The sequence below is a fragment of the Nonomuraea sp. NPDC050680 genome, assembly GCF_040654555.1.
Taxonomy (GTDB): Bacteria; Actinomycetota; Actinomycetes; order Streptosporangiales; family Streptosporangiaceae; genus Nonomuraea.
The window spans coordinates 31,118-47,240 of sequence record NZ_JBFAIF010000007.1 but is presented as its reverse complement, the minus strand read 5'-3'; the positions used below and the strand labels follow the sequence as shown (position 1 = coordinate 47,240).

Genomic DNA, 16,123 nt, shown 5'->3' with positions numbered 1-16,123 from the left:
AAGCCCGGTGGGGCGGCCGATGCGAGGCCAACCTCGCCGCCTGCCTTCGGTCTCACCCGCGCGCCGCCTATCATCGGACGCCGGGGGTCCTGACATGTTGCGGGCGTTCTTCAAGACCGAGACCGGCGGCACCAGCGTGCTGCTGGCGGCCACCCTGCTTGCTCTGCTGTGGGCGAACTCCCCCTGGGGCGGCACATACGAATCCTTCTGGCACACCGGCATGGGCCTGTCGTTCGGCAGCGCCACGTTCGAGCTCGACCTGCGCCACTGGGTCAATGACGGCCTCATGACCGTCTTCTTCTTCCTCATCGGCCTGGAGATCTCGTACGAGGCGCGGCTCGGTCAACTGCGGGATCGGCGGTTGATCGCGGTGCCGACGGTCGCGGCGCTGGGCGGGATGATGGTGCCGGCCGGTGTCTACCTGGCGCTGAACGCGGGTGGGCCCGCGGCCGGTGGGTGGGGGGTGCCGATCGCCACCGACACCGCGTTCGTGCTCGGCATGCTCGCCATCGTGGGCGCGCGGTGCCCGGAGCCGTTGCGGGTGTTCCTGCTGACGCTGGCGATCGTAGACGACGTGCTGGCGATCATCATCATCGCGCTCTTCTACACCGCGAGCCTGGACGTGATCGCCCTGGTGGTCGCCGCGGCGCTGCTGGCGGCGATCATGACGCTGCGGTGGCTGAGGATCTGGCGGGCGCCCGCGTACATCGTGCTCGGGTTCGCGCTGTGGGTGGCCACGCTGGAGAGCGGCGTGCATCCGACGCTGGTCGGCATCGCGCTGGGCATCCTGGTGTTCGTGTACGCGCCCAGCGACCGCAAGTTGCTCCGCGCCGACGAGGCCGTACACGAGTTCACCAGCGACCCGAGCCCGCGGGCGGCCAGGGTGGCGGCGCGCACGCTGCGGCGGGCCGTGTCCGTCAACGAGCGGCTGCAGCTCCTGCTCCACCCCTGGAGCAGCTATGTGATCGTGCCGATCTTCGCGCTGGCCAACGCGGGTGTCCGGCTCGACGCTGAGGCGCTGCGCACGGCCTTGACCTCGCCCATCACGATCGGGGTGGCGGCCGGACTGCTGCTGGGCAAGTTCGTCGGCATCTCGCTGGGCACCTGGCTGCCGCTGCGGTTCGGCTGGGGGATCCTGCCCGGCAACCTGGTCTGGGGGCAGTTGCTGGGCGGGGCGGCGGTGTCCGGCATCGGGTTCACGGTGGCGCTGTTCATCGTGGACCTGGCCTTCGACGACCCGGCGGTGCAGAGCCAGGCGAAGATCGGCATCCTGGCCGGGTCGCTGCTGGCGGCGCTGATGGGCGGGGCGATCTTCCGGCTGGCCTGGGACCGGGGCGGGGTGTGCGCGCCTCCCGACGCCGAACCGGAGGAGGAACTACCCGAGCTGCTGACCGAGCCCGTGGGACCCGACGACCACGTACGGGGGCCGGCGGACGCGCGGGTGACGATCGTGGAGTACGGCGACTTCGAGTGCCCCTACTGCGGAGCTCTCCATCCGGTCCTGGGCGAGCTGCTGCGGAAGTCCGCCGACGTGCGCCTCGTGTTCAGGCACTTCCCGCTGCGCACGGTGCACCCCCGGGCCTTTCCCGCCGCGGTGGTCGCCGAGGCGGCGGCGAGGGAGGGCCGGTTCTGGGAGATGCACGACACCCTCTTCGACAACCAGCGCTTCCTGACCGACACCGACCTGGCCCGCTACGCCGCCGAACTGGACGTCGAGCCGTGGCCCGACGTGCCCGCGCAGGCGGCGCGGGTCGACCGGGACGAGGAGTCGGGCCGCGCGAGCGGCGTCCGCGGGACACCCACGCTGTTCCTGAACGGTGTCCGCTACCAGGGCGACCTGGATCTCCGTTCGATCACCAAGGCAGTGGAAAGCGCGCGCCAATCCACGTAAGGTCGCCTCTCGACGAGAGATCGCTCGAAAATACGTGCGTGCCGGAGCCGGAGGACGAGGACGTATGTCATTAGCCAATGTGCTCTACATCATCCTCAGGCTGCTGATGAGCAGCCTGCTGATCGTGGGTGTCGTGCTGACGGCCAAGGCGAAGGCGGAGCACGGCCGGGCGGCCACCTTGGGAATGTTCGGCTGCCTCCTGCTCCTGTTCGGCGAACTCCTCAGCATCGTGCGCCTCATGTCGCAGGGAAGCCTGATGCGCGCGGTCGGCATCAACGCGTTCAGCATGGTGCTGGTCGCGATAGAGACGATCGCCACGCTCATCACCGCCGTCGGCGTGGGGTTGCTGATCTGGGCCGTGGTCGCCCGCCGCGCCCCGGCCCAGCTGCGGCAGACGCCGGGCTGGCCGCAACCCCCGCAGCCGCACGGCTGGCAGCAACCCCAGCAACCACAACAGCCGCAGCCCCAGCAGCCCGAGTGGCAGCCGCAGTCCCCGCCGCAGCCGCCCCCGAGCCGGCAGCCGGGCTGGCAGGACCCCGAACGGCCCGGCTGGCAGAGCCCGCAGGGCTAACCAGCCGCGCGATCGCCAAGGAATGTGACAATGTCTGGATAAAAGCTCTTTGCGGACGTCCGAGGGGATCATGACTCCAGAGCAGCCGGATCAGCCCGGACCCGACCCCAACCGGACCATCAGGCACCGCTGGCCGCAACCCGAGCCACCCCACCAGGATCACGGCCAAAGCCCTTACACCCAGCGCCTGCCGTACACCCCCGACATGCTCCCCGATGTCCCCCAATACGAGGCCAAGCCGCCGAAGTCGGGCTGGTGGTGGGTGATCGTGGTCGGCGGGATCGCGATCCTGGTGGTCGTCGTGGCCGTGGTCGCCCTCCTGTGGGCCCGGAGCACCGTCGAGCCACCCGTCAAACCGGGCTCGCAGCCGACCGCCGAACCGGCCGCGCAGACGCCCGCGCGGGTCACCGACACCAAGGCCCAGGTGTCCTACCTGATCCCGGCGGGCTGGACGAAGGCCGACCGGCCGTCCTCCACCTCGGGCATCGCCGCAGGCGGCGCGATCGTGGTCGCCTTCCCGCAGCGGCAGGGCGGCATCGGCGGCGCCGCCACGTCCGAGCAGTTGCAGGCCACGGCCGACGCCGTGGCACTGGACACGGCCCGGCGGTTCCTGCCCGACCTGGGCAGCCGGGACGGCCTGCGCACCCGGGCGCTGGAGGTCGGCGGTCAGCCGGCGGCCACGGCGTCGTTCCGGGTGGTGTTCAAGAGCGCCACCAAGGATCCGGCTTATGTCCGCATCGTGGCGGTACACACCGCCGACGGCGGCCTCTCCTATGTGTACGGCAGCACGGTGCCCGACGGCGACGCCGCCCGCCGGGCCCTCGACGGGGTGCTCGACAGCGTCACGCCCGCGTGAAGTCCATGGTCCAGGACGGGTTGCTCGACAGCGTCACGCCCGCGTGAAGTCCATGGTCCAGTTGGTCTCCCAGGTCTGCCCGCCGTCTGCCGAGAAGGCCTGCTCCCACCGGCAGGAGTCCGGACCGTGCACGGTCCAGATGAACCGGCAGCGCACCGGCGCGCCGTCGTGCTGTTCCTCGCCGTAGAACTCGCCCCGGTCGCCGTCGAAGGCACCGACCATGGGCGTCGTGTCGAGCGTTCCCCTGGAGGTGCTGGCCCAGTAGATCGACCACTGCTGTGTCGCGGGGTTGAAGATCCGGATGGTCAGCCCGGTGAAGCCCCTGGCTGGGCACTTGATCTCGTCGAAGCTCGCCGCGCCGTCGAAGTGGCGGCTGGCCACGCTGGTGCCGGGGAACTCGTCCCACTCGTCACTGCCCGTCAGCGGCTTGACGAGCCTGCGGTGGATGACGTTCCAGGAGCCGGCGAAGAAGTCGAAGTCGTTCATGCGGACGAACGTAGAGCAGGGTCACTGACAGGTAGTGTCAGTGAATGCGCGCCTCCCGGCTGGTCTCCCTCCTCCTGCTGCTGCAGACGCGAGGACGCATGACGGCCCAGGAGCTGGCCGAGCGGCTCGAGGTCTCCGTACGGACGATCTACCGCGACGTCGAGTCGCTGCACACCGCGGGCATCCCGCTGTACGGCGACGCCGGGCCGAGAGGCGGCTACCAGCTCCTCGACGGCTACCGCACCAGGCTCACCGGGCTGACCACGGACGAGGCGGAGTCGTTGTTCCTCGCCGGGCTGCCGGGTCCCGCGGCCGAGCTGGGACTGGCCGCCGTGGTGACGGCGGCGCAGCTCAAGCTGATGGCCGCGCTGCCCGTCGAGCTGCGCGACCGAGCCGGGCGGATCCAGGAGCGCTTCCACCTGGACGCCCCGACCTGGTACCGCGACCAGCAGCCGGTGACGCACCTGCCCGCCGTGGCCGACGCCGTGTGGAACGAGCGCGTCCTGGAGGTCAGATACCGCCGCTGGAAGGCGCCTCAGGAGGTCGAGCGGCGGCTGGAGCCGTACGGGCTGGTGGTCAAGGCGGGTCGCTGGTATCTGGTGGCGCGGGCCGGTGAGCAGGTGCGTACCTACCGGGTGTCACAGATCCTCGGCCTGCACGCGCTGCCCGAGCGGTTCACCCGGCCCGACGGCTTCGACCTGGCCGCCTACTGGCAGGCGTACCTGGCCGAGTTCGAGGCCCGGTTGCGGTGGGGCGAGGCGGTGATCCGGCTGTCGCCGCACGGGATGCGGCTGCTGGCCAACCTCATGACGCCCGGGGTCGCGGCGGCGGCGAAGGAGAGCGCGCGGCCGCCGGACGGCGAGGGCTGGACTCAGGTGACGGTCCCGATCGAGTCGATCGAGCACGCGGCGGGTGAGTTCCTCCGGCTCGGCACGGACGTCGAGGTCCTCGCCCCCGCCGAGCTCCGCGACCGCGTCGCCACCACGGCCGAGGAGCTGACCCGCCGCTACCACGGCCGGTGAACTGACCCCCGTCACCACGGCCGGTGAACTGACTCCCCGTCACCACAGGTGATCCGACCCGCGGGAGCTCACCGCAGGAGCGCCGTCTCCTCGGCCTGCCAGCAGTGCGTCCAGTGCCCCTCGCCCAACTCGGTACGGCCGGGCACCCGCTCCGAGCAGACCGGCAGCGCCACCGGGCAGCGCGGATGGAAGCGGCACCCGCTCGGCGGCTCGATCAGGCTCGGTGGCTCGCCGTGACGCCTCGCCTCCGGTGCCGTCACCCGGTCAGGGTCGGGCGCCGACTCCAGCAGCAGCTTCGTGTAGGGGTGGGCGGGCGACTGGGTGAGCGTCTCGCCGTCACCGCTCTCGATGAGCCGCCCGGCGTACATGACCGTGATGTCCTCGGCGAAGTACCGCGCGCTGGCGATGTCGTGCGTGATGTACAGGAGCGCCAGCCCGCTCTCGTCGGCCAGTTTCTCCAGCAGCCGCAGCACGCCGAGCCGGATCGACACGTCGAGCATCGACACGGGCTCGTCGGCGATGAGCGCGATGGGCCGCACGGCCAGCGCGCGAGCGATCGCCACCCGCTGCCGCTGCCCGCCCGACAGCTCGTGCGGCATCTTGTCCATGAACTGGTCGACCGGTGTGAGGCTGACCCGTTCGAGCAGCTCGGCGACCAGCTCCTGTTCGTGCGCGTCCGAGCGGACATGTCCGTGGATGCGCAGCGGTCGCGCCAGGTGGTAGCGGACCCGGTGGAAGGGGTTCAGCGACGCGAACGGGTCCTGGAAGATCAGCTGTACCTGCCGCCGGTAGTCGCGGAACGCCGCCCCCCGGTGCGCCTTCACCCGCTCGCCACGCAGCAGCACCTCACCCGAGGTCGCCGGGTACACCTGGGCGAGCAGCCGCGCCACCGTGCTCTTGCCACAGCCGCTCTCGCCGACCAGCGCGGTCACCGTTCCGGCGCGCAGCGCCAGAGACACCTCCTCGACCGCGCGCACCGGGGGCCGCCTCCCGAACCGGCCGCGCGGGCCACGGGCCGCGGTGAAGTGCTTGGTGAGGTTCCGGCCCTCCAGGATGATCTCGCCGCTCACTGGCGCACCCCCTTGTCGTCGTTCAGCAGGCACGCGACCTGCCCTTCCGCGCCCGGGACCAGCTCGGGCCGGCGCAGCGAGCACGTGTCCATGGCGAACCGGCAGCGCGGATGGAAGGCGCAGCCGGGTGGCAGTGAGCGCAGGTCCGGCGGGGTGCCGGGGATGCCGAGCAGTTCCTCGCGCGGCCCGTGCAGCCGGGGGAACGAGCGCAGCAGCCCCAGCGTGTACGGGTGGCTGGGCGCCTGGTGCAGCGCCTTGGCCGAGCCCGTCTCCACCACCCGGCCGGCGTACATGATGGCGATCCGGTCGGAGATCTCCATGAGCAAGGACAGATCGTGCGTGATGAACACGACCGCGAAGCCGTACTCCTCCCGCAGCGTCCTGATCTCGTGGAGGATCTCCCGCTGGACGACCACGTCGAGCGCGGTGGTCGGCTCGTCCATGATGATGATCTCGGGGTTGAGCGCCAGCGCGATGGCGATCGCGGCGCGCTGGCGCATGCCGCCCGACAGCTCGTGCGGGTAGCCGCGCCGCCGGTCGGCGCCGATGCCGACGCGTCGCAACAGCTCGACCGTCCGCTCGACACGCTCCTTGCGCGACATGCGCGGGGCGTGGACGCGGAGTACGTCGTCGATCTGGTCGCCGATCGTGCTGACCGGGTTGAGCGCGTTCATGGCGCTCTGGAAGACGACCGCCAGCTCCTTCCAGCGGAAGGCACGCAGCTCGCCACGGCCGAGCCCGAGCACGTCGACCGGCTCGCCGTCCCTGCGGTGGTAGACGACCGAGCCCGAGGTGATCGCCGCCGGAGGGCGCAGCAGCCGGGCGACGGCGTTGGCCAGCGTCGACTTGCCGCTGCCGCTCTCGCCCGCCAGGCCGAGGATCTCGCCCCGGCGCAGGTCGAGCGAGACGTCGGAGACGGCGTGCACGGCGCCGCTGCCCGACTGGTAGTCCACACTGAGCTCGCGGATCTCCAGGACATTCATGCGCGGGCCTTCCGGACCTTGATCGTCCGCAGACGGGGGTTGGCGATCTCGTCGATGCCGAAGTTGACCAGCGCCAGCCCGGTGCCGATCAGCGCGATGCACAGCCCCGGCGGGATGAACCACCACCATGCCCCGATGAGCAGCGCCTGCCCGTTCTGTGCGAAATACAGCATGCTCCCCCAGCTCACGGTCGACAGGTCGGCCAGGCCGAGGAAGGACAGCCCGGCCTCGGCCAGGATCGCGCCGACGACCGTGGCCAGGAAGCTGGTGGCGATGACGGGCAGCAGCACGGGCAGGATCTCGAAGAAGATGATCCTCAAGGGCCCTTCGCCGCTGGCCCGGGCCGCCGCCACGAAGTCGCGCCGCCGTACCGAGAGGGTCTGGGCGCGCAGCACGCGGGCACCCCAGGCCCAGCCCGTGACGGCGATCACCACCGCGACCGAGGCGACGCCGCGCTGCGGCAGGTAACCCGCCAGCACGATGATCAGCGGCAGCGAGGGCAGCACCAGGAAGATGTTGGTCAGCACCGAGAACGTCTCGTCGATCGCGCCGCCGAAGTAGCCGCCGACCAGGCCCACCGCCACGGCCAGCACAGTGGCGATCACCGCCGACAGCAGGCCGACGCCCATCGAGATCCGGGCGCCGTACACGATCTGGGTGAGGATGTCCTGTCCGGTCTGCGTGGTGCCGAGCCAGTGCGCGGCCGAGGGGCCCTGCAGGCCGTCGTTGCTGGTGGCGGCCGGGTCGGCGCCGATGAGCAGCGGGCCGAAGAGCGCCATCAGCGCGAAGAAGGCGAGGATGCCCACGCCGATCTTGATCTTCATTGGGCCTCCTGCCGGGTGCGGGGGTCGAGGACCACGTACGCGAGGTCGGCCAGGAAGTTGGCGACGAGCACGGCCAGCGAGATGACGAGGAAGATGCCCTGCATGAGCGGAAAGTCCTCGTTCTCTACGCCTTTGAGGAGCATCGACCCGATTCCCGGATAGGAGAACACGATCTCGGTCAGCACCGAGCCGCCCACCACGAAGCCGAGCGACAGCGCGAAGCTGGTGATGTTCGGCAGGATCGCGTTGCGGGCCGCGTAGGCCCACATGACCCGGCGGCTGGTCAGCCCCTTGGCCTCGGCCATCACCACGTAGTCCTCGCCGAGCGTGGTCACCATGACGTTGCGCATGCCGAGGATCCGGTCGGCCATCGAGGCGACCACGATCGTGACGGCGGGCAGCGTCGCGTGGTAGAGCACGCTCGTGGCGAACTCCCCGGTGAAGCCGGGCGCCACCTCCAGCCCGTACGCCCGGGAGACGGGGAACCACTGGAGCGTCACCCCGAAGACGAACACCAGCGCCAGCGCCACCCAGAAGTACGGCACCGCGTGCATGAACGTGGCGGCGGGCAGCACCCCGTCGAGCCAGGTGCCGCGCTTCCACGCCATCAGCACGCCCAGCGAGGTGCCGACGAAGTAGCTGATCAGCGTGGCCACACCGACCAGTCCGACCGTCCACGGCAGGCTGTCGGCGATGACCGTGGACACTTCGGTGGGAAAGAAGGTGATCGAGCGGCCGAGTTCCCCATGAGCGAGATTGCCCAGATAGTCCAGATACTGCTGCCACAGGCTCGCGTCGCTGATCCCGAAGGCCCGCCGCATCGCGTCGATGGCGGCGGGGTCCACGTTGTCCCTCATCCGGGCGACCAGCAGCTCGACCGGGTCCCCCGGCATGAGCCGGGGGATGAGGAAGTTGAGCGTGACGGCGGCCCAGGCCGTGAGCAGGTAGAACCCGAGCCGCCTGGCCAGAAACCTCACTTGGCCGCCGGCTTCAGGTGGAGCAGGACCACGGCGGCGTCGGGCGAGGTGTACGGCGAGGGCATCGCGTACGGGTCCTCCGCGGAGGGCCAGCCGACATACTTGTTCGTCCGGTACTGCGACCAGGCCGGACTGTAGAACAGCGGCACCGTCGGCAGCTTCTCCACCATGATCTTGCCCAGCCCTTGGACGGCCTTCTGCTGCGCGGCCTGGTCCTCGGTGGCCGCGTACTCGTCGATCAGCTTGTCGGTCTCGGCGTCCTTCCACCGCTCGTAGTTGCCGGTCCCCGGCTTGCCGACCGGCTGTGCCAGATCGCCGTAGAGCATCGAACGCATCTGGAAGTACGGCGTGGGCCCGGAGGGCGTGGCCCTGATCGACAGGTCGTAGTCACCCTTGCCGACCTTGGACACCCAGTCCGCGAACGCCACGCCCCGCGTGTCCACCTTGATGCCGACCTTGGCCAGGTCCTCCCTGATGAGCTGGGCGGCGTTCACCCAGTCGGTGAACGGCGAGGGCACCAGCAGGGTGAAGCTCAGCTTGGCCGGGTCGACGCCCTTGAGCAGCTCCTTGGCCTTCTCGAGGTCCACCTTGAAGGCCGCGTCCTTGTACTCCGCGGGCAGGTAGGCCTCGCCGCCCGGTATCGGCACGCTGGTCGGGTGCGCCGGCTTGGTGTAGCCGCGCTCGGCCACCCGGACGATCTTGTCCCGGTCGACGGCCAGGCTGATGGCCTGCCGGACCTCGGGCTTGGCCAGGATCGGGTTGGCCTGGTTGGGCAGCAGGTTCACCACCCCCTCGGGCGGGAAGAAGAACTTGTTGATCTCCGGCTTGCCCTGGACGTAGATCTTGTCGATGTCGGGCACGAACGCGCCCGCCCAGTCGAGCTCCCCCTGCTGAAGCGCCGTCTGCACCGCGTTGGCGGTGTAGGCGGGGAACTTCACCGTCGGCACCTCCGGCTTGCCCGGCTGCCAGTAGCCGGGGTTCTTCTCCATCTCGTAGAGCTGCGAGCTGAACTTCGACAGCTTGTACGGCCCGGTGCCCACCGGCTTGGGGTTGGTGAAGGTGACCGGATCCTGCTGCTTCTCCCAGATGTGCCTGGGCACGATGGGGGTGTTGCCGGCGATGTTGTAGAGCTTGGCGTACGAGGTGGACTTGAAGGTGATCCGCACCTTGTCCGGCGCGAGGACCTTGGTGCCCGCGATCTCCAGCGCGCTCCTGTTGAGCTGGGCGTTCTTGCCGAGCAGGTCGAAGGAGAACGCCACGTCGTCGGCGGTGAACGGCTGCCCGTCGGTCCACTTCACCCCCGGACGCAGGGTGAAGGTGATCGTCTTGCCGTCGTCGGACCACGCGTGCTCAAGAGCCAGCCAGGGGGTGACCTCGCCGGGCTTGAGCTTGTTGAAGAACTCCAGCGTCTCGTAGATCATCCCGGACGTGCCGAAGTTCACGTTCTCCAGGTGGTACGGATTGAAGTCCTCCTGGAAGGTGCCCGCGTCCACCGCGTGAATGACTAACGGCGGCGAACCGGCGGTGTTCTTGCTCGTGGAGCCGCTGCTCGAACAGCCGGCCACCGCGACGGCCAGAGCCGCGGTGACCACCAGGATTCGTTTCATTGAGATGCTGCCTTTCCGAGATGACGCGTCCGGAGATCGCGGGAGCCCTTCGGCGCGACGAACGCCTGGGCCCGGCGGAATCCGGCTGGTGCGCCGCGCACGATCGTCAGCGCGCGGTAGTAGTCCACGTACGGGAAGCCGTACGTCTCGCCTCGGGCGTACGCGTACCCCGTGATCGCCTCCGACCAGACCTCGTAGGCCTCGTCGGACAGGTCGACGAACACGTCGGGCGTGTAGCCGTCGGCGTCCTCCCAGTTGTCCGCGTAGTAGAGCTCGCTCGCCCAGTACGCGGGCAGCTCGCGCTCGAGTGTTCTCAGGCCGCCGTAGAAGCGGGCGTCCTGCACGATCCGGTGGGTGCGGGCGTGGTCCTTGTGGATGGACTCGCCCCAGTGGGTGAGGATGACGTCCGGTCTGAGCTCCCTGATCAGGTCGCCGACCCGCATCTTGACGTCCTCGTCCTCGGGCAGCAGGCCGTCCTCGTAGTCGAGGAAGCGCACGCCCGCGCCGATCGCCTGGGCGAACGTCTCCGCCTCCGCGCGCTTCTGCTCGGCGTACTCGGGGATGGACAGGCGCGGATGGCCGCGCTCCCCGAGCGTGAGGTGCAGCAGCGTCGCGCGGTCGCCGCGCAGGACGTGCTGGGCGAGCACGGCGCCCGCGGTCAGGTCCAGGTCGCCCGCGTGGGCACCGATGGCGAGCACATGGGTCGCCTCGCCCGCTTCATCACGTGGAGGCACATCGGTCACGCCGACCGCCTCATCACGTGGAAACGCCTGGTGACCTCGTAGCCGGCCCTGCTGTAGAGGCGACCGGCCGGGCTGGCCTCGCCGGTCCACAGGAACCAGGAGCTGTGCAGGGCTTCGGCCCGCATCATGGTCATGGTCAGATGGAGAAGGATCTTGCCGAGCCCGGTCCCTCGCTCGTCCGGATCGACCCCGAACGGCCCGAACCTCTCAGGGATCCCCCGGTAAGCCCCGTATAACGCGAACCCGACTATTTCCGCTTTTTTCGCGATGATCATGCGCCTGGTGTCGCGGTGCTGCCTGATCGCCTCGCCCCAGTCCGGGTTGAAGACGTCGGCCGCGAACCGGATGAGCTCCGGTAACTCCCCTTCACGCGGGCTGCGGAAGGCGTACCCCTCGCTCTCCCGCTTGGCCCGCAACACGTGCACCTCGTCGGGCGTCACGTAACCGACCAGCGTGCGGTCCATCGCGACCGGCGAGTAGAGCGTCTCGAACCCCAGCCCCTCCAGCAGCCGGTACCCGTCGGGGTAGAGCGCGGCGTCGGCTCCCGGCAGCACGTAGTTGGGCGTGTAGGAGGAGAAGTCGATCTTGGTCCTGCCCCGGGCTTCGAGGAAGGCGACCGCCTCGCCGAGCAACCGGCGCCCGAGCCCGGCCCCCCGGTGCTCGGGCGCCACGAAGAAGAACGGGATCCAGCCCGTCTCCGGCTCCAGGTCGGTGCCCGGGGCGAGCAGGGTCAGCCGGCGCACGGCGTACGCGCAGCCGGCCACCTGCCCGTCGATCACGGCGACCCGCAGGCCCTCGGGGTCGAAGTTGGGGTCGAGCAGCACGCAGTCGCGGAACCACCCGGAGGTCGTGGGGTCGCCTGGCATGCTCCGATTCCAGGCGTCTATGAGGGAGATCTCGTCCCCCGAAGCGAACGCGCGGACAGTGACCATGGGGGTCCTTTCACCCTGGGCTCTGCTTTCCCACCCTCCCCAGTGATTAAGGCCCAGGTCAAGAGGTATCAGGAAAAAATTTTCCCCGACGGTGTAGACCTAGAAAATTACTTTCGCCTCCGGTAAATATGTAACGTTGACCTTGATCCGGCCGGTCAGAGGACGCGGAACCAGAGGTTCGTCGCCTGCGGCGCGCTGGTCAGGCTCAGGCGTTCGAGCTTGACGTCGGCCCCGCCCGGCCGGTCGAACAGCCGGACCCCGTCGCCGAGCAGGACGGGCGCGATGAACACGAGGATCTCGTCGAGCACACCGGCCTCGAGGCACTGCCGGGCGGTGTCGGCGCCGAGGACGTTGACATACTTGTCCCCCGCGGCGGCCTTGGCGGCGGCGACGGCGCCGTCCAGGTCCCCGACGAAGGTGACACCCGGCACCGGCGTGTCCGGCGCGTGGTGGGTGAGCACGAACTGCGGTCCGGTCCATCCCCCGCCGAACGGCTTGCCCTCCTTGTCGGTGCCCCTGTGCGGATCGTCGCCGCGGAAGGTGCGGTTGCCGACGAGCAAGGCACCGATCTTGCCGATGACCTCGTCCACCAGCGGGTTGGGCCCGATGTGCTCGGTCAGCCAGGACATGTCACCACCTGCCCCCGCGATGAACCCGTCCAGCGACATGGTGCACGAATACAGCAGCTTGCTCACGACGTACCTCCATCAATCATGGTTGACACTGATGAGACCGAGGCTCGCGCGAAAACTCATCGGTGCGTCGGCGGCAGCCCGAAAACCGCGAACAGTCCGGGATCGTGGAAGGCGGTCTCTCCCGGAAGGAACGCTATGACAGCCCGGACGGAACCGGCTCATTCCACCGGCCCGTCCGCCTGCCTCCAACGCCTTGACCCCGCTGACTACCCCGTGCCCGCGGTGAACACCACGTCCACCCAGTAGTTGCTGGCCTGGTAGCTCTTCGACGGGAAGCCGTTCGTCGCGCCATACCGATACACGCCGTTGCCTCCTCCCGCGCCGCTCGCCAGAGCGAGGAGCGGACCGTTGGTGTACTGGGTGGCGAAATACTGCCTGTCCACCGCGTAGTTCCCCGAGGTCGTGAAGTACGAGACCACATAGGTGGTGTTGGCGGCGATCGTGACAGGCGTGGCGAAGTCCATCCGCTGCCAGCCGCTCGCCGTCTCATTGGCGAACGTCCCGGACGCCAGCAACTGCCCGGCGCTGGTCCACAAGTACCCGGTATGGGTCCCGGTGTTCTGCGCCCCCTTGTAGAACCGGACCCCCAGGATCCGCCCACTCGTCGTCGCCCTGAACTTCACGCCCAGCGCGAGGGCCACCGGATCGTCCGCTGACGGCACCGCCGGAATCGTCGAGTCAGTCCACAGGCTGTTCGTCGGCGTCGGCGTCGGGGTCGGGGTGGGAGTCGGCGTGGGCGTTGGTGTGGGCGTTGGTGTGGGCGTGGGCGTGGGGCCGGAGGTGTTGAAGACGACGTCCACCCAGTAGTTGGTCGCCGAGTAGGTCTTGCTGGGGAAGACGCTGCTCCCCGAGTAGGTGTACACGCCGTTGCCGCCGCTGCTCGCACTGTCCGGGGCGGTGAGAGGACCCCGTACGACCGCGGTCGAGAAGTACGAGACGTCCCTGGCGTATCCACCGTTGGGCGCGAAGTACGAGGCCACATAGGTGGTGTTGGCGCTCACCGAGACCGGGGTCGCGAAGTTCACCTGCTGCCAGCCGGTCGCCGTCTCACCGGTGAACGTCGCCCTTCCCAGCAACTGGCCACCGCTGGTCCACAGGCTCCCGACGTGGGTACCGGTGTTGCTGGCGCCTTTGTAGAACCTGAGCGCCGAGATGGTGCCCGACGTCGAGGTCTGGAACTTCACCCCGACTTCGACCGGGCTCGTGTCATCGGCCGCGGGCACGGAGGGCACCGTGGACGACGCCCAGAGGCTGCAGGGGCAGTCCGTGGTCGAGTTGACCGTCCTCGTCGTGACGGGCGACTGGATGTTGCCGCTGTCGTCGACCGCCCTCACCATGATCGTCTTGGCGCCACTGCCTTGGATCGTCCATGCGTACTGCCAGGTGGCTCGGCCCGTCGCCTGGCGCCAGGTGGCGCCGCCGTCGACCGACACCTCCACGGCGCCCACCACGCCTCCGCCGGTGTCGGCCGCCGTTCCCTGGACCTGGATGGTTCCAGGCGCTACGTTCTCGCCGGCGGCCGGAGCCGTGATCGTCGAGGTCGGAGGGATGGTGTCGGTCGACGCCGTCGCCGCTACCAGCCCCGGTTGGAGGCTGGCCGGCTGGGCCTTCATGTCGGCCAGGATGTTGACCGTCGCCTGTTGCATCCGGACATCTGTGGGGGTGCCCGCGCGGTCATGGACACTGTCCAGGCCCCACGCCCACTGGACCGTTCCGGCGCCGAAGACCAGCGCGCCACTCGGCGCCTTGGAGAACGCCAGATTGTGCGTCGCGGTCCCGGCACCGTAGGTGCTACCGAAGTCGAGCAGGAATTTGTTGGTCGAGGACAGCGTCGTTTGGGAGAGCCGCACCGTCCCCGGCGGCGTGAAGTCGTTGTCCGGGGACTCGTCCCATTCGAACCCGAGCGTTCCCGCCGGGAACGTCGCAGTCTGCCCAGGTTGCAGGCTTGCCACGGACGTGTTGCGCCAGAACCGCATCGGCCCGTACTCCGCCGGAACGGTCATCGCGTCGTTGACGGTGCCGTTGATCCTGAAGAAGGTTTCGCTCACGCGGTTCTCCGGCCTGCCTCCGTCCGACGGCGGTGAGAAGCGCGGATCGCGCCATGTCCCGGTCCATTCCGGGCTGGGGTCGATCTTGGCGTTGGCGTGCGTCTCCTTGTAGCAGACCATCGTCCGGAACGGCGTCATCGCGCCGGTGATGCTCGGTTCCCATCTGGTCTTCCAGAAGATCTCGTTGCCGGAGAAGAAGGCCACGTTCACGCCGCCGTCGCGGGCGGTCTCCACGGTGTTGCGCATCTGGTTCGACCAGTACTCGTCATGCCCGACGGAGAGGAACGCCTTGTGCTCCAGCAGTTCCTGACCGCGCGTGACGCTGTCCACGCCGCTGAAATAGCTCACGTCATATCCGTTGGCCTCAAGCCATCGGACCATGGGGTATTCGGCGTTGAAGAAGAAGGTCTCCGGGGCGTCCATGGAGAAGGGGTCGCGTGTCTTGAACGGACGGTTGTAACTCACCTTGTAGGCGCGGCCCACGGGATTGCCGAAGTAGAGGCTGTTCCCGCCGTACCTGTTGTAGGCCTGCCAGGTCGTGTCGGAGGTCTGCACAAGAACGTCCGAGCCCCTGGTGTCGTCCCGGACCACGAAAATGATGTGGCTGGCACCGGTCGTTCCGTCCTCCCGGACCAGCTTCGCGATATAGACCCCGGAGACGGCGTCGCTGGGCACCGCCCAGGAGGTCGACACCGCCCAGTTCCCGCAGTCGATGAGCCCGGTCGAGGTGTCCTCCGCGCATACGGGCTGCGACTGGGGCAGGGGGACGGACGGCTGGACCGTCGTTATCTTTCGCGCTCCCATTCCGCCGTAATAGCCGATGCGGTAGATGTCGAGGCGATAATCGCTCGCCACGGTGTCGACCTTGAACAGCACGGTCTCCCCGTGATTGACGCTCATCTGCGTCGCATAGCCCTGGATGGTGCCGCTGCCCGCTCCCGAGATATCCCATTCGCTGGCGGGGTTGCCGGGCTTGTTGTTCTCTATGCAGATGACGGAGGTCGGCGGGCAGACAGCGGCGGCTCTCCTGCCGCCGACCGGCTCTCCTGAACGGGCCTCCCGCGCCTGCCGGCGGGTCCCTTTCGCGACACGGGCCGCGAAGCCCGACGCGCTCGGCGCCGGTTCCGCATGGCCCGTACCCGCAGGGGCCTTCGCGGCGGGCATGCCGGCCGAGGCCGTACCCGCACGGACCATGCGCGCCTCCGCACCGGATCCGCCCCCTGGCCCGCACACCAGGCCGGCCACCATGGCGACGACCAGCCCAGCCCAGGGCAGCCGACGCCTCCCCCGGGCCTTCTTCTCACGCTCCGACATGTGCCACCCCCGGTCGCAGTACCCCACGCAACAGAGCCGGATAGAAGACGGCGCAAGCCGTCAAGATCATCGACTCAGTGAGGAATGCTATGGGCCGGACTGGT

14 protein-coding genes are annotated in these 16,123 nt (G+C 69.1%); 4 read left to right on the top strand and 10 right to left on the bottom strand.

The annotated features are described in order from the left end of the window. The first annotated feature begins 94 nt into the window (after positions 1 to 94). From nhaA to AB0H88_RS24570, 3 genes are all read left to right on the top strand, one after another. Positions 95 to 1,891: a Na+/H+ antiporter NhaA gene (nhaA, locus tag AB0H88_RS24580; RefSeq protein ID WP_357648124.1), complete on the top strand. Its 1,797-nt coding sequence runs from the start codon at positions 95 to 97 to the stop codon at positions 1,889 to 1,891. A gap of 64 nt (positions 1,892 to 1,955) precedes the next feature. After that, positions 1,956 to 2,462: a hypothetical protein gene (locus tag AB0H88_RS24575; RefSeq protein ID WP_357648122.1), complete on the top strand. Its 507-nt coding sequence runs from the start codon at positions 1,956 to 1,958 to the stop codon at positions 2,460 to 2,462. 70 nt (positions 2,463 to 2,532) lie between these two features. Then, a complete protein-coding gene (locus tag AB0H88_RS24570; protein WP_357648120.1) occupies positions 2,533 to 3,318 on the top strand; it encodes a hypothetical protein in 786 nt (261 codons plus the stop codon). A 33-nt stretch (positions 3,319 to 3,351) separates the two neighbouring features. Here the strand turns inward: AB0H88_RS24570 and AB0H88_RS24565 are convergent, their stop codons facing one another. Next, positions 3,352 to 3,804, bottom strand: coding sequence for a hypothetical protein (locus tag AB0H88_RS24565; RefSeq protein WP_357648118.1), 453 nt, complete (start codon positions 3,802 to 3,804; stop codon positions 3,352 to 3,354). A 44-nt stretch (positions 3,805 to 3,848) separates the two neighbouring features. On the opposite strand from AB0H88_RS24565, the gene AB0H88_RS24560 reads away from it, so the two are divergent. Next, the gene (locus AB0H88_RS24560; RefSeq protein ID WP_357648116.1) at positions 3,849 to 4,826 is read left to right on the top strand and encodes a YafY family protein; all 978 of its coding nucleotides are present in this window, start codon (positions 3,849 to 3,851) and stop codon (positions 4,824 to 4,826) included. Positions 4,827 to 4,894: 68 nt separating this feature from the next. Here the strand turns inward: AB0H88_RS24560 and AB0H88_RS24555 are convergent, their stop codons facing one another. From AB0H88_RS24555 to AB0H88_RS24515, 9 genes are all read right to left on the bottom strand, one after another. After that, entirely contained in the window at positions 4,895 to 5,896 is a 1,002-nt protein-coding gene (locus AB0H88_RS24555) for an ABC transporter ATP-binding protein (protein WP_357648114.1), read from the bottom strand. Next, complete coding sequence (locus tag AB0H88_RS24550) at positions 5,893 to 6,879, bottom strand: ABC transporter ATP-binding protein (protein WP_357648112.1); 987 nt, start codon at positions 6,877 to 6,879, stop codon at positions 5,893 to 5,895. Before AB0H88_RS24550 ends, AB0H88_RS24555 begins: the two co-directional genes overlap by 4 nt. Then, the gene (locus AB0H88_RS24545; RefSeq protein WP_357648110.1) at positions 6,876 to 7,703 is read right to left on the bottom strand and encodes an ABC transporter permease; all 828 of its coding nucleotides are present in this window, start codon (positions 7,701 to 7,703) and stop codon (positions 6,876 to 6,878) included. The genes AB0H88_RS24550 and AB0H88_RS24545 overlap by 4 nt, the downstream gene beginning before the upstream one ends. Next, positions 7,700 to 8,680 carry an ABC transporter permease gene (locus tag AB0H88_RS24540; RefSeq protein ID WP_357648108.1) on the bottom strand — a complete coding sequence of 327 codons (981 nt, stop codon included), beginning with the start codon at positions 8,678 to 8,680 and terminating at the stop codon, positions 7,700 to 7,702. The genes AB0H88_RS24545 and AB0H88_RS24540 overlap by 4 nt, the downstream gene beginning before the upstream one ends. Further along, positions 8,677 to 10,287, bottom strand: coding sequence for an ABC transporter substrate-binding protein (locus AB0H88_RS24535; protein WP_357648106.1), 1,611 nt, complete (start codon positions 10,285 to 10,287; stop codon positions 8,677 to 8,679). Before AB0H88_RS24535 ends, AB0H88_RS24540 begins: the two co-directional genes overlap by 4 nt. Next, a complete protein-coding gene (locus AB0H88_RS24530) occupies positions 10,284 to 11,030 on the bottom strand; it encodes a PIG-L deacetylase family protein (RefSeq protein WP_357648104.1) in 747 nt (248 codons plus the stop codon). Before AB0H88_RS24530 ends, AB0H88_RS24535 begins: the two co-directional genes overlap by 4 nt. After that, positions 11,027 to 11,962, bottom strand: a complete 936-nt coding sequence (locus AB0H88_RS24525) for a GNAT family N-acetyltransferase (RefSeq protein ID WP_357648103.1) — start codon at positions 11,960 to 11,962, stop codon at positions 11,027 to 11,029. The genes AB0H88_RS24530 and AB0H88_RS24525 overlap by 4 nt, the downstream gene beginning before the upstream one ends. 155 nt (positions 11,963 to 12,117) lie before the next feature. Further along, positions 12,118 to 12,657: a dihydrofolate reductase family protein gene (locus AB0H88_RS24520; protein WP_357648101.1), complete on the bottom strand. Its 540-nt coding sequence runs from the start codon at positions 12,655 to 12,657 to the stop codon at positions 12,118 to 12,120. A gap of 206 nt (positions 12,658 to 12,863) precedes the next feature. Next, positions 12,864 to 16,019 carry a DUF4082 domain-containing protein gene (locus AB0H88_RS24515; RefSeq protein WP_357648099.1) on the bottom strand — a complete coding sequence of 1,052 codons (3,156 nt, stop codon included), beginning with the start codon at positions 16,017 to 16,019 and terminating at the stop codon, positions 12,864 to 12,866. Positions 16,020 to 16,123: the final 104 nt, after the last annotated feature.

Coding starts and splice junctions, on each gene's coding strand:
- AB0H88_RS24535 (WP_357648106.1), bottom strand. CDS start 10,287: ATGAAACGAATCCTGGTGGTCACCGCGGCTCTGGCCGTCGCGGTGGCC.
- AB0H88_RS24560 (WP_357648116.1), top strand. CDS start 3,849: ATGCGCGCCTCCCGGCTGGTCTCCCTCCTCCTGCTGCTGCAGACGCGA.
- AB0H88_RS24570 (WP_357648120.1), top strand. CDS start 2,533: ATGACTCCAGAGCAGCCGGATCAGCCCGGACCCGACCCCAACCGGACC.
- AB0H88_RS24550 (WP_357648112.1), bottom strand. CDS start 6,879: ATGAATGTCCTGGAGATCCGCGAGCTCAGTGTGGACTACCAGTCGGGC.
- AB0H88_RS24525 (WP_357648103.1), bottom strand. CDS start 11,962: ATGGTCACTGTCCGCGCGTTCGCTTCGGGGGACGAGATCTCCCTCATA.
- AB0H88_RS24565 (WP_357648118.1), bottom strand. CDS start 3,804: ATGAACGACTTCGACTTCTTCGCCGGCTCCTGGAACGTCATCCACCGC.
- AB0H88_RS24515 (WP_357648099.1), bottom strand. CDS start 16,019: ATGTCGGAGCGTGAGAAGAAGGCCCGGGGGAGGCGTCGGCTGCCCTGG.
- nhaA (WP_357648124.1), top strand. CDS start 95: ATGTTGCGGGCGTTCTTCAAGACCGAGACCGGCGGCACCAGCGTGCTG.
- AB0H88_RS24575 (WP_357648122.1), top strand. CDS start 1,956: ATGTCATTAGCCAATGTGCTCTACATCATCCTCAGGCTGCTGATGAGC.
- AB0H88_RS24545 (WP_357648110.1), bottom strand. CDS start 7,703: ATGAAGATCAAGATCGGCGTGGGCATCCTCGCCTTCTTCGCGCTGATG.